This is a genomic window from Rhizobium sp. Root1334, from assembly GCF_001426665.1.
In the GTDB taxonomy this organism is placed as follows: Bacteria; Pseudomonadota; Alphaproteobacteria; order Rhizobiales; family Rhizobiaceae; genus Pararhizobium.
This window is the reverse complement of sequence record NZ_LMEY01000003.1, coordinates 67,837-81,693: the sequence shown is the minus strand read 5'-3', so window position 1 is coordinate 81,693 and position 13,857 is coordinate 67,837. Positions and strand designations below refer to the sequence as shown.

The 13,857-nt window shown below is 61.2% G+C and carries 8 protein-coding genes; all 8 read right to left on the bottom strand.

Annotation, left to right across the window (positions count from 1 at the left end):
* Window positions 1-63 precede the first annotated feature (63 nt).
* A complete protein-coding gene (gene pbpC / locus ASD36_RS08915) occupies window positions 64-2,085 on the bottom strand; it encodes a penicillin-binding protein 1C (protein ID WP_244489775.1) in 2,022 nt (673 codons plus the stop codon).
* A 62-nt stretch (window positions 2,086-2,147) separates the two neighbouring features.
* On the bottom strand, window positions 2,148-7,601 hold the full coding sequence (locus ASD36_RS08910; RefSeq protein ID WP_060508909.1) for an alpha-2-macroglobulin family protein: 5,454 nt from the start codon (window positions 7,599-7,601) through the stop codon (window positions 2,148-2,150).
* A gap of 177 nt (window positions 7,602-7,778) precedes the next feature.
* On the bottom strand, window positions 7,779-8,948 hold the full coding sequence (gene ssuD, locus ASD36_RS08905; protein WP_060508907.1) for an FMNH2-dependent alkanesulfonate monooxygenase: 1,170 nt from the start codon (window positions 8,946-8,948) through the stop codon (window positions 7,779-7,781).
* Between the two features lie 247 nt (window positions 8,949-9,195).
* On the bottom strand, window positions 9,196-10,593 hold the full coding sequence (locus ASD36_RS08900; protein ID WP_060508904.1) for an FAD/NAD(P)-binding protein: 1,398 nt from the start codon (window positions 10,591-10,593) through the stop codon (window positions 9,196-9,198).
* Between the two features lie 239 nt (window positions 10,594-10,832).
* Complete coding sequence (locus ASD36_RS08895) at window positions 10,833-11,225, bottom strand: hypothetical protein (protein WP_060509049.1); 393 nt, start codon at window positions 11,223-11,225, stop codon at window positions 10,833-10,835.
* Between the two features lie 166 nt (window positions 11,226-11,391).
* Window positions 11,392-12,108: an ABC transporter ATP-binding protein gene (locus tag ASD36_RS08890; protein WP_060508902.1), complete on the bottom strand. Its 717-nt coding sequence runs from the start codon at window positions 12,106-12,108 to the stop codon at window positions 11,392-11,394.
* Window positions 12,089-12,853 (bottom strand): ABC transporter ATP-binding protein, encoded by a 765-nt coding sequence (locus ASD36_RS08885; protein WP_060508900.1) that lies wholly within the window; start codon window positions 12,851-12,853, stop codon window positions 12,089-12,091. Before ASD36_RS08885 ends, ASD36_RS08890 begins: the two co-directional genes overlap by 20 nt.
* Window positions 12,850-13,857, bottom strand: coding sequence for a branched-chain amino acid ABC transporter permease (locus tag ASD36_RS08880; RefSeq protein WP_060508898.1), 1,008 nt, complete (start codon window positions 13,855-13,857; stop codon window positions 12,850-12,852). The genes ASD36_RS08885 and ASD36_RS08880 overlap by 4 nt, the downstream gene beginning before the upstream one ends.

Sequence of the window (13,857 nt, the reverse complement as noted above, 5' to 3'; positions counted from 1 at the left end):
GACTATTCGGAGTTGCCAGTTCCTTGACTGATGACAGCTACAGGTCTGAAATCGGGGATGATTCTAGTTGAGAAAAACCCGCACGCTTGCCGCGCGCCCGGCTGCGTCGATGACGGTCAGCGTGGAATAACCTGCACCGTCGGGTATCCATTGATTGACCCGGCGGCGTGATGTCTCCGGCAGAGGCTTGCCGTTGGCAAGCCAGCGGAAGGGCGCCCTTCCGCCCTGCAGTTTGAGAACCAGCGGCATTGGCGTTCCGGCGGTGTCGACGCCGAGTTCAACGCGCGCACCTTCCGGGGGATAGACGATCTGCGGCGCCGCCTCGCGCACCGTTGCCGAAACGAGACCATTTGCCGTCATCGAAAAACGGCGCTGGCTGATCGGCAATTCGGCATGGGCAATGCGCACCGCACCGGCCGGAGCGCGCGGCAGCGGCGTCATGGCGACACCGGATTTGGCAAAGCCTTCGAACAGGATCGGGGCTGCGGTGCCGTAGCCGGTGAGGCCGGGAACTGCGCCATTGTCCGGGCGACCGACCCACACGCCGAGAACGTAACGGCCATCAAAGCCGACCGACCAGGCATCGCGGTAGCCGTAGCTCGTTCCGGTCTTGTAGGCGATGCCGCGCTGGACGGCGCCAACCGGGGGCAGTACGCCGGAGAGGATGTCGGCAACCTGCCATGTGGCAACGGGGTCGAGAAGCGGTTCGTTCTCGAGCGCACCCGGTTGTTCGCGGATGCCATCGCCGAGCCGGACCGGCTTGCCGCGATTGGCGAGGGCGGCATAGAGCTGCACGAGATCCTTCAGGTTGATGCCCAAGCCGCCAAGGCCGATGGCCAGACCGGGCGCCTCATTCGGCGGCAGGATAGGCCGCACTTCTGCACGACGGAACCGTACCATCAACCGTGTCGGACCGACGGAATCCAAAAGCCGCACGGCGGGAACGTTGAGAGACAGCTGCAGTGCCTGACGAATACTGACATCGCCCTGATAGGTCATGTCGAAATTGCGTGGCCGGTAGCCGAAGAAATCGGCTGGCCTGTCCTCGATGATGGTTTCCTGGGAAACGAGCCCCTCCTCGAAGGCGAGGCCGTAGATGAACGGTTTCAGGGTCGAACCAGGCGAGCGCGAGATGCGCGTCATGTCGATCCAGCCGGAACGGCTGGCGTCGAAGTAATCGGCGGACCCAAGTTCTCCGACGATTTCGCCGGTGCGCGCATCTGCCATGACCATGGCGATCGAGACTTTCGGGCCAAGCCGGGCAGCCGCTTCCTTGGCGACTGTTTCCAGACCCTTCTGGATCGTGCGGCGCAGCGTCGTCTGATGTTGAACGACCTTCGGTTCCTTGCGCAATGCTGCTTCGGCAACATGGGCGGCAAAGGCCGGCAGTTGCAGGCGCCGGTTCGGGACTGTAACAGATGCGGCGCGCTCCGCCTCCCCTTCACCAATCACTGCGGACACGGCCAAACGTTCCAGCACCCGCTGGCGCGCCAGTTCCGCCGCTTTCAGGTATCGATCCGGCCGCCGTTTTTCAGGCAGCTGCGGAAGGGCAACCAACAGGGCCGCCTCGGAGACGCTGAGACGTCGTGGCTCCTTGCCGAAATAGGCAAGACTGGCGGCGCGGATACCTTCGAGATTGCCGCCATAAGGCGCATGGGTGAGATAGAGATCGAGGATTTCGGCCTTGCTCAGGCGCCGCTCGATCTGTATGGCGCGGGCAAGCTGGCGGAATTTTGCTGCAAGGGAACGGCCTTCGCGTGGTTCGATCAGTCGCGCCACCTGCATCGACAGTGTCGAGGCGCCCGAGACGATCCGCCCATGGGTTGCGAACTGCCAGGCGGCGCGCATCAAAGCCCACGGATCGACGCCCTTGTGTTCCCAGAACCGCTGGTCCTCATAGGCAATCAGCATGCGGACGAATTGCGGATCGACATCTTTTGCCGTCGTCTGCAGCCGCCAGCGTCCCTCCGGTGTCGCAAAGGCGCGCAGCAATTGCCCGTCCGCATCCAGCACTTCAGCCGATACCGTGCGCGCTTCTTCAAGCGGCGGCGGATAGGCGCGATCCGCCTCGTCAATGCCTGCCATGATGGCGATGCACACAAGCGCAGAGCCTACCAATGCGGCGCAGATTTTCGCCCAGAGAGACATTATTGGACCGCCTGAACCTCCATGCGCCCGATCGCGGAGCGCGCGGAGAATTGCGGCCGGTACATGTCCTCGATGCTGGCCGCCGGATGATCGTAGGTACCGGGTGTGACGGCGCGAACGACATAGGCGACAGTGATCGTGCGGTTGTCACCGGCCGTCCGGTCGAAGGCGGCGACAAAACGGTCGCTGCGGAACTCTGTATGAGCGGCCTCGACTTCGCCGATCCATTCGAAGTTCGACAGCTTGGCGCTATCGACCAGCGTCGGATTGTCGATCTCGAAACCGGCCGGCAGAAGATCGGTGATCAGCACGCGCGACGGCCAGGTGTTGCTTTCCGTGGCGTTGATGACGACGACATAACGCTCGTTCTGCCTGGCTTCTGTGACATTCGCCTGTTCGCCGTCGAGCGTGTAATAGGTACGCTCGATAGTGAAACCGTTGCCGCCGGCAGGCAGAGGAAATGCCGGCGCGGCAACCGTCGTCACGACGGCAGCCACCGGTTCGCTCGACCGGTTGGTGATCGTCACCGGCTGATCGAGGACTTCGTCACCAGTCAGCCGTGCCGCATAGCCGCCGGTACGCGGCGTGCCATTGATGTCGAGATTGAGGTCACTGTCGCCACCCTGGATGGCGCGGGCCGCCATCAGCGTCCACATCTGCTCCTGCGTGCTCGTATAGGACTTCTGCTCCCATTCGCGGGCAACGATCTTGGCAAGTTGCGGAATGATCGTCGGCACGGGCCGCGCTTCCGCGGCCAATGTCAGAACAGCAGCATCATCACGCAGAGCCGAGCCATAATCGGAGCGATCAAGGCTGGCATTACTTGCCGTCGCAGTCGACATCTGCAGCGCATCTTCGAAAATGCTCTGCGAGCGCTGCGCATCGCCATAAAGGGCGAGAGCCGCGGCCAGATGTCCCTTCGACAGCGGCGTCGGGAATTCGGCGAGCTTGGTGTCGGCGTAATACCGCAGGTCGCTGATGGCAGCCTTGCGGTTGCGGGCAAGCACATAAAGAGAATAGGCAATTTCATTGCCCTGGCTCTTCATGTCGATATCGTAGCTCATCGCGTTCTGCAGATTGTCGAGCGCCTGAATCATGGCCTGGTCCGGCACCTGGTATTTCTGTTCGCGTGCCCGCGTTAGGAAGTCCGTGACGTAGGCGTCGAGCCAGAGATCGCCGGAACCGGGGCTCCAGAGGCCGAAGCTGCCGGTGGAGGACTGATAGGACAGAACCCGATAGATTGCCTCCTGCACGCGCTTCTGGACATCGCCATCTTCCGGCAGGCCGGATTGTTTGGCCAGTTCGCTGAGATAAAGCAGAGGCAGAGCCCGGCTGGTCGTCTGTTCGGCGCAGCCATAGGGATAACGGTCGAGCGATGTCAGCAGGGCTGGAATATCGAAGGCAGCGGAGCGGGTGACGCTGATGCTGACGGCCGACCCCTGCAGCATGCTTTCGGCCAACAGATCGCCATCGACCTTCAGGCTGGCGTTCGGCTCTATGGTCAGGGGATGCCGGGTCGTCAACGGCAGGGCGGCTGGGCGCACCGGAACGGAAACCGATTGTTGCAGCGACAGGCCGTCGGCGCTGGTCAGTTCGATGTTGATCGCTCCATCTCCCGGGTGGACACCGGAGAGCGGCAATGTCAGGTCGAATTTACTACCCGGCTTGACGTTGAATGTCTGCTGCGCTTGCGCCGCATCGATCACAACGGAGGAACTGCTTGTCACATTGAGTTTCAGGTCGCCGGCCGGGCCGTCGGTATTGGCGATGTCGAGCCGAAGCTCTGCCTTGTCGCCGGGGGCCAGGAATTGCGGCATGCTCGCCGTGACCACGACCGGATCGCGGATGACGACATCGGTCGAAGCGTGGCCGACACCGGCCTTCGACCAGGCAACGGCCATGACACGGGCCGTGCCGTTGAATTGCGGAATGTCGAAGCTGATGATCGCCTTGCCGTTTGCATCGAGCTGGACGGGGCCGGAGAAGAACGCCACCAGCTTCTCGGTCGGCGGCTTGCCCTGCAGCGCCATCTGGCCGCCATCGCCGCCGGTGCGCAGGCGCCCGGTCGCTCCGAGCGAGCCATCGATCAGCCGTCCGTAGAGGTCGCGGATTTCAAGGCCGAGCTGGCGCTGGCCGAAATACCAGCCGTCCGGATCGGGCGCCTCGTAGCGGGTCAGGTTGAGAATGCCGACATCGACTGCGGCAACCGTAACATAGGCTTCGTCACCTACCCCTGCCCCGGTGACCTCGACCGGGATATTCAATGTCTGGCGTGGCATAGTCTTTTCCGGCAGATCGAGTTTGACGGACAGCTTGCGCTCGGCCGGATCGACGGCGAGCCACTTGATGCCGATGGACCGCATCGGCATGCGGCTTTCCTGCGCATCGCCCGGACGATAAAGCGTTGCGGTGACATAGGCGCCAGCACCGAAATCCTCGGTAATCGGAACATCGATCTCGCCACCTTCCGCCGCAATGCTCGCCGTTTGCGTGGCGATTAGCTTTTCCGAGCCGATCGTGACCAGAACTTCGCCGGCAAAGCGCGGCGAGACACGCAGCTTGGCGGTTTCGCCGATGGCGTAGTTTTGCTTGTCGAGCGCAACTTCCAGGCCATCCGGCGTTTCTGTCGAGCTGGCGGTGACGTACCAGCCGGAATCGAACTCGACGCTCGATGTCGGGCCATCGATATCGGCCGTCTCGACTTCGAGCCGGTAGCGGCCCCATCCTGCCGAGACGGCAATCTCGCCGCCATCCGTGGTGACGTCCAGCTTGCCGGTTGAAACCTGCTTGGTCGAGGTCACAGGCTCGTATTTCCAGGCGGTACCATCGCGGTACCATTGATAGTCCTGCTCGACGCGCAGCAGTTTCCAGGAAAGACCGGTCTTTGCCTGTTTGGCGCCGCTCTCATCGATCGCAATGACGTGGAATTTGCCCACGGCGTTTTCCGCGAGATCGCCGGAGAATTCCGGCTTGATGCCGATCATGGCGCCTGCCGGTTTGACCGGTAGTGTTAGGGAGCGCTCGACCGCGCGGCCGCCGGCTTCCTGAACGCGAACGGTGATATTGGCGTTCAGCAGCTGGGTGGTTGAGGGAATGTCGGTCAACGTGACGTCGAAAGTCGCCTTGCCATCTTCGTCGAGCGGCTCCAGCCCTTCGAGCGTCGTGCGGCTGTCTTCGGTTGCTTCCTCATCGGCAAGGCCAAAGAAGTAGCCCTTGAAATCAGAACTTTCGCGGGTCGGCTTCAGGCCGACTTCACCCTCGAGTTCCAGTCCCGCGGCCGGCGCGCCATAGAGGAAGCGGCCGTCGATGGTGATTGGCGCCGGTGTATCGATCTCGATCTGCTTGACTGTGCTTGCCATGTCGAACTCGACCCGGTCAGGGACGAAGTCATCGACCTGGAATTGCTTCTCGCTGATCGCCGTGCCCTTGGGATCGGTGAAGATCTGGACGGTCCAGGTGCCGCGCATGGCATTCGGCTGCAGGGGGAGATCCAGCGCATAACCGCCGGCCAGTCCGCCATCGCTGACGACACGGCGATCCTCGACGCCATCCGGGCGCATGAAGATGAAGGTCAGCGGCAGTTTCTCGATCGCCACCGAGGCGCTGTCACGGGCGAGCGCCGAGACATGCACGGTCTCGCCGGCGCGATAAATGCCGCGTTCAGTCCAGGTCAGGACATCGATGGCGCCGGGAGCAGCGCGTCCGGTGACGCCGCGATCGGAGAGGTCAAAGCCGGCACGCGTGAGATCAAGGAAGACGAAATCGTCTGCGCCGCTCTTTGCGGTAATCACGGCGGGGGTCATGGCGGCGGTGCCGCGCAAGAGGCCTGCGTCAAAGGTCGCGCGGCCATCAGAATCGGTTGTCGCGGTGCCGAGGATTTCATTGTTCTTGGCAAGCAGCGTCAATTCGATGCCGGCGATCTGCTTTGCCGATGCCAGCGACCGGGCAAACACCGAAAGTCCGTCGGTGCCGGAATAGGTGGACAGGCCGATGTCCGAAATGACGAACCATTGTGTCGCTTGGCTGTCCCATTCGTTGGAAGCGCCCGTCGCCGAGACGGCGGTCAGGACATAGACACCTGGCTTGCGCTGCGGCAGCGCTTCATCGACGGGAAAGCTGGTAACGACTTCCTTGTTCAGGTCGGTCGCAATATCGATCGATCCCTGCCAAACTATTTCGCCGTTTTCATCCTGGATCCGCTGGGCGCTGTAGCCGTCGAGCTGGGTGAGAAACTGCGATGCGGTCAGCAGCGAGGCGATGTTGCGATCGCCGATGCGATAGAGTTTAAGGTTGGCGCTGGCGGTGTTGACCGAAACGATCGGAATGCCACGGCGGGCTGTTCCCGGCAGCACGAAACTGTCTCCGGTAAAGCGGACCATTGCGGCGCGGTCGGGAATATAGACGTCGAGATTGACGTTGGCTTCCAGTGGCTCATCGACGGATGACGGCAGGCCGGAGCGGAAGGCCACCTTGTATCTCTGCCCGTGGGTAAGGCCTTCGACGCAAATTTCGCTGCCCTTGGCTTCGACAGCCTTGGGTGTCGCGCCATCCAGAAGAACGAATGGCGTGTAATCGACACCGGCCTTGACCAGCGGTTCGGAAAACTGGACGCAGACGCGCGGTGTCGCGCTGTCGGAGTCGATCGTATGTTCGGTAACACGGAACCCCTGGCGGGTGCGCAGGTCGATATAATCGGCGCGAACGGATTTGGCTTCCACCAGTTCGAGGCTGGCCTTGTAGGCGCTGAGTGCGGCCCGAAAATTCTCGGCGTTTTTGAGTGCGGTGGCGAGAACTGCCAGTGCCTCTGCCCGCGCCTGCGTGGTGCGCGACAGTTGATAGGCGTTGAGCGCGGCAAGCGATGCCTGCGTGGCGAAATCGGAATTGCCGAAAACGCGGTTGGCGGCCCGTGCGGCCTCGATCCATAATGCGCCATCATCCGGCGTAATGGATAGCGCGCCCTGAAAAGCCTTCAGCGCCGGACCGACATTGCCGGCTGTGAGTTCGCGATAAGCTTCAGCCTTGCGGCCATTCAGACCGAGGTCATCCTGGTCCGCCAGCACCGAGAGATTTTCCTTGGTGGCGCGGGCGTCAGTCAGAAGTTGTTCCGTGACGAATGGCAGGGCGGGCGGCGCGCCGATATCCGGTTCGGCGGCAGCGGCATCGATCACCTTGCCGGCGACGGCACCGGTAAACGTGTTCAGCGTGTTATAGTCGGATTTGAGAAAGCACCATTTCACCTTGGGATTATAGGTGAAGGCGCGGCAGGACGAGTCTGCGACGCAGACTTTCTCGCAATCGGCAAGCGAGACGTTCTGTTCCGTGCGCAGGTCGAAGCCGAAATAATCGCCGTCCTGCGTGGTGACGATATGCCTGCCCGTTTCCGCCGCGTGAACCAGGGGTGAAAACGCAAGAACGCTGAGAGCAATCGCTGAAAACCGGATAAACGCGCGCATAGACAAAAGTCCTCCCCAACGCCGCCGTTTTGACCGGTTTACTCTTTAGGCTCGCCTTGAGCTTGTCAACCGGACACGGGCAGCGGCTGTTTTATAGCCACTGCCCTGGTTAACGGTTGAACGTTACGGTTTAATCGCGGCGTCACGAATAAAAATGCCAATCCGGGCTTTGTCTTATCAGGACTGCGACACCTTGAGCGGCGGACGGTGGTCGCCGGCGATCGTCTCACCGAAGGGACCGGTATTGGCGCTCGCCTTGTGGGTCTTGACCGGATGGTTGAGCGGCAGATTGGGGAGCACGAGTTCGCCGAACCGGTAGGCCTCTTCCAGATGCGGATAACCGGAGAAGATGAAGGTATCGATGCCGATCTGGCGGTACTCATCGATCCGCGCCTTGACCTGATCGGGATCGCCGACCAGCGCAGTTCCTGCGCCGCCGCGCACGAGGCCGACACCGGCCCACAGGTTCGGGGCAATCTCCAGCTTGTCCTTGCGGCCGCCATGCAGCTTGCTCATCCGGCTCTGGCCGACGGAATCCATACGCTCGAAAACCTTTTGGGCTGCGGCGATCGTATAGTCATCGACATATTTGATCAGCTCGTCGGCCGCGGTCCAGGCCTCCTTGGCGGTTTCGCGGACGATGACATGAAGGCGAATACCGAAGGTGACCTCCCTGCCCTCTGCCGCGGCGAGCGCCCGCACTTCCGCCACCTTCCTCTCGACATCCTCCGGTGGCTCGCCCCAGGTCAGGTATTTGTCGATCGTGCGGGCTGCAACCTGTTGGCCGACGCCGGAAGAGCCGCCGAAATAGAGCGGCGGGTGCGGCTCCTGAACCGGCTTGAATAGAAGTTTGGCATCCTCGATATCGAAATGCTTGGTCTTGGTGGTGACGTCCTCGCCGCGCAGCACGGCCTTGTAGATGTTGATGAACTCTTCGGTGACCTCGTAGCGTTCCTCATGTGAATAGTGGATGCCGTCGCCCTTGTTTTCGATCGGGTCGCCACCGGTAACGACGTTGATCAAAAGCCTGCCATTCGAGATCCGGTCAAGCGTCGCGGTCATGCGCGCTGCCAGCGTCGGGCTGAGCAGGCCCGGGCGCACCGCAACCAGATAGCGCAGCTTCTCCGTCAGCGGCGCCAATGCCGAAGCAACGATCCAGCTGTCCTCGCAACTGCGGCCGGTCGGGATCAGCACACCGAAATAGCCGAGCGTGTCGGCCGCCTGCGCCACCTGCTTCAGATAGTTGAGATCAACATTGCGGCCGCCGATGGACGTGCCGAGATAACGGCTATCACCGTGGGTCGGCAGAAACCAGAGAACGTCGATCTTTTCCGGAACAGGGCTCATATGAAATTGTCTCCAGCGTGTGCGGAATGGGTCTTCTCCTAGTTTTTCCGGGAACGGCGCCGACCGCAAAATTATAATATCTATAAATTTTATCGTGTATGGAAAATCCGTTCGCGTTTGCCGCCTTTTTGAGGTGTTACGCCCCGTGAAAAGACTGCTTGCAGCTCAGGTCTGGGAAAAGGGATAAGCGCACCTGCCGCCCATCAAGGCAATTCGGCGGGGTGATAGAGCCGTTGTTTGAGGCTTATCAGCTTGCCTGCAACTGCGGCAGCGACCGCGCGCCGATCAGCGTTGCTGCGGCATAGGTCTGGGTGACAATCTCTGGAACCAGATCGATATCCGGAAGTGAACCGAGACCAAGCGGACCAACGGCGAAAAGCCCGGCTGGCCGGCCCTTCGGCGTCAACAGCTCCCCGGCTGGATTGACGGCGAGACCGAGGTCGAGCTCGTCCGTCGCGGCAAGGCCAGCCTCGAGGAGGTCGGCCACAACAGGATCATTGAGGTCAGGCGACAGGCAGCGGCAGTCGATTACTTCATCGGCGGCGAAATGGCTTTCCGCCGACTGGCCCGCCCACCGGACGATAAGACCATCTGCTGTGCGCTTGAGCGTGGTTCCGCGCTTCAATTCGGTGAGGCCGCTGGCGAATTCGCGTTCCAGTCTAGCATGAACATCGGCCGGAAGCCGGTTACGGTGGCTGTCGTAGATGGCGCGCAGATGCCGGTTGAATTGGCGTTTTTCGCTGGGCGGGAGCGATGCCCAAAGGGTGCGGGCGCGTTTGCGCAGGCCGTTCATCGCAGCCTGCCAGCTCCAGCCGTTTTCTTCGGCCTCAGCGCAGGCATCACGGACGAAACGAACGATATTGCGAAGCTGTGACGGCATGGGCTGTGTCGGGAAAACCGCGTCGGCCGGCATGCGGGTGTGCGGCTGTGGCAGGAAACCACGGCGTGACAGGATGGTGATATGGCCGGTGAAACCGCCGTCGCGTAATTGCAGAACCTGATCGACGGCGCGCAGGCCATTGCCCATAACGACGACATGCCGGCGTGTCTCAGGACGTTCAAGCAGAAGCGAGTCCATATCCTGTTCAGTCGTTTCCAGCGGCGGCTTCAAACCGTAGCCGGTCGCCAGCACAACCGTGTCGTAGACTGCCTCTCCGCCGTCGGCGAGGCTGAGCGTGAACATGCCGTCGTCGTTACGGCGGATATGGGCGATGCCGTCGTTAGACATTTGCACGGTCACGTCCGTACGCTGAGCCAGCGCTTCGGAAAACCGCTGATAGACATAGTCGCTGAAGGTGGCCTTCGGCACGAAAATCTGGCCAAATCCGGGGATTGCCGCCGTCACGGCTTCACGAAACGGGGCGTTCGCCTGCAGCCAGCGGGTAAAATCTTTAGGTTCGCCGGTCGAAACCGAGAGGTCGCGAGCGCGGCTGTTCAAAATTTCGGTGGAACGCGCCGTGGCCAGCGCCTGGCCGCCACTGATGATCGGGCGCGGGTCGAACATGCGCAACCGGAATGGCTGGTTGACCGTCTTCAACAGGGCGATGGCCATCATCAGACCGGAAAAGCCGCGCCCGACGATGGCTATCTGCAAAGGCTGATCGCTCCGCGAACTGAAGGGCGACGAAAGACCGTGAACCGTCATATCATTTCCTCCCCGCATCATGCGGCTGGATGGTTGAACCTCGGCACCCCTACTCAAACGCCAGTTCATCAATATGCGGCATACTCTATGTAATTTGTCATTTTAAACACGGAGAACCCGTCCTATCAAGCCGTTTTCACAACCTGTTAAAACGCGATACGTTTCCGTTACTTAACCGGCATATGCGTGAAACGCGCTACTTCCGGCGGAGCCAGAAGCAGCCTCACAACGCAAAAGCGTCATGGATCGGAACGGCCGGAACGCAGCTTCTCAAAACGGCGGATGAAGGCGCCGATATCGCTACCGCTGCGGTGCAGCTGTCTCTTGCGCACCATCACGCACATGACCCGGGCTGCCGTTGAAAACGTCATTTCGTCCAGCGGGCTATTGCTGCTCCAAGGCTTGGTCAGCCTTTCGGTAATGGCGCTGACCATGTTATTGGGCAGGATGTCGGTACAACCACGCATATGATCGAACACCAACCCGATCGGCACAGGCATGCCAAGATGGTAAACCACGGGCACCTCCGTTCCTTCGGCCCAGTCGTCATAGGCTTCCAGTGCATCGCGAAACAGCAGATGCAGTGTGATCGGGGCGTGGCCCTCATGCAATTCGGGTAAAAGGTTGTTCATCTGCACATCCTCATCGTTGCGAACGGTGGTTGGTGCCGACAGAAACCGACCTGACGCAAAAATGCGCGAGAGAACGGATTGTTCCCTCGGTTTCAAAATAAATTTGCGGGGATGTTTGAATGCTCCGCCATGGGCCTGATGTGGCGGCGGAGCTCTTCGCTTTTTGTCAGTGCAGACCGCCGACACCCAGCAGCCGGTCTACCGCGTCATGATCGGCAGCCAGCGCCTGCGGCGTACCGCTCCAGGCCACCCTGCCCCGCTCGAGAACGATGACTTGATCGGCAAAATCAAGGGCGCTCTGGATCCGCTGCTCGACGAGAATGATGGTCATGTTGCCGGTGCTCGCAAGCTCCGAAAACGCCTTCATCAGCTCCTCGCAGATGACTGGCGCCAGCCCCTCCAGCGGCTCATCGAGCAGCAGCACCGAAGGACGGCCCAGAATGGTCCGGGCCGTCGATAGCATCTGCTGCTCGCCGCCGGAAAGCTGGGACCCGAGATTGCCCTTGCGCTCGAAAAGACGGGGAAACATTGCATAGGCGTCCTGGAGATCGCCTTTCGGCCGGTCCTTGAGGCCGACGAACAGGTTTTCCTCGACGGTCAGCGTCGGAAAGATGCAGCGTGTCTGCGGAACGTAGCCGAGTCCGGTGCGGGCGCGCAGCGCACTGGAAATGCCGGTGACGTCGGTTGCCCCGATGCGGATGCGTCCGTCATAGCGCTTCGTCTGCCCGGCCAGCGTGGCAAGCAGTGTCGTCTTGCCCATGCCGTTGCGCCCGAGCACGGCGAGACGCTGCCCGGCGGGAACCGAGAAGGAGACGTTTTCCAGAACCCGGGTCGGACCATAGCCGGCCGACAGGTTTTCGACCTCAAGCGGCGTGGCTGGCATTGGCATAGCTCCCGAGATAGGCCTCGCGCACGGCGACGTCCTTGGTGACATCGGCGGGCGAACCGTCGAAGATGATGGTGCCGGCGGCCAGCACGATGACCCGTTTGGCAAAACGGAAAACCAGATCCATGTCATGCTCGATCATCAGTACGGCAAGATCGGGCGGCAGGTCGGCCAGCGCCTGTTCGATTCGCCCCGTATCGCTCTGCGGTACCCCTGCGGCCGGCTCGTCGAGCAACAGGACCTTCGGCTTTAGCGCCAGCGCCATGGCGATTTCGAGCAGGCGTTGCTGGCCATAGGCGATCTCGCTCACCTTGCGGTGCATGAGGTCATGCAGCCCGAGCTTGGCAAGCAGCGCGCTCGCCTCTTCCATGACGTCAGGCATGGAGAGAAAATTGCCGAACATCTTCCCGGCGCGCCCATCTCGCTGCAGGATGGCGAGCGCAACATGTTCGGCCGGTGTCATCTCCTGAAACAGCCGTGTCACCTGAAACGAGCGGACCAACCCGCGCCGGACGCGGCCGATTGCATCGATTTTCGTGACGGTTTCGCCGTTGAGCCGAACTTCGCCTGAATCCGGCCGCAGATTTCCGGTGACAAGGTTGACGAAGGTGGTCTTTCCTGCGCCGTTCGGGCCGATCAGCGCCACCCGGTCTCCCGGCGCCATGGACAGGGACACGTCATTGGTCACCGTCAGGCCGCTGAAGGCCTTTTTCAGATTGAGAACGTCAAAAATCGCGCTCACGAGCGTTTCTCCATACGGCGGGCGATGAAACCGGCGGCCGTGCCGTAAAGGCCTTTCGGCGCGAACAGGACGACAGCAATCAGCAGAACACCAACCATGGTCAGCCAGTGGAAGGGATTGGCGGCCGAAACGTAGTCTTCGAACAGCATGAAGACGACCGTGCCCATCAGCGCACCGAACAGTGAGCCGGTGCCACCCAGAACCAGCATGACCAGCGCTTCGGCCGATTGCGTAAAGGAGAGGCTGTCGAGACCGACGACCTGCGTCGAGATCGCATTCAACGCACCGCCAACGCCCGCGACCGCACCAGAAATGATGTACATCTTGATCAGTGCGATCTTCGGCGAGGCGCCCATGGCCATGATGCGCAAAGGATCTTCCTTGATGCCCCGGCAAAGCATCCCGAATGGTGAGCGGACGAGAAAGCGCAGTAGGACGAAGACAACGAGCAGCAGAGCGACACCGAAGATGTAAGCCGTCTGGCCCCAGAGGTCGAACTCGTAGGCGCCGAACAGCGGATCGGGTGAAATTCCTGACAAGCCATCGCTGCCGCCCGTCCATGATGAGGCTTTGTTGGCGAATTCGTGGAACAGATAGATCAGCGAAATCGACAGGACGAGTTGCGGCAATCCATGTGCCCGCAGGATGATCACGCCACAGATAAGGCCAGCAATCGCTCCACCAAGAATACCGGCAAGCGTCATCAGCACGGGGCTGGTGATACCGTAATGCGCTGCCGCAATGCCCGCGGCATAGGCGCCGGAGCCGAACAGGGCGGCATGACCAAGGGTCGCCACGCCGCAATAGCCGGTGACGAGATCGAGCGACAGGACAAGAAGCGCAATGGCGATGATCCGGGTCAGGAGCGCGAGATTGTCCGGAAACAGCAGGTAGCCAAGCACAGCGACAATAAGGATGGCGCCGATGCCGATCAGGTCGCGGCCGATAGTAGTCTTCTGCCGCGACTTTATTACGACCGTTTCAGTGTTCATAATGAGCGTCAT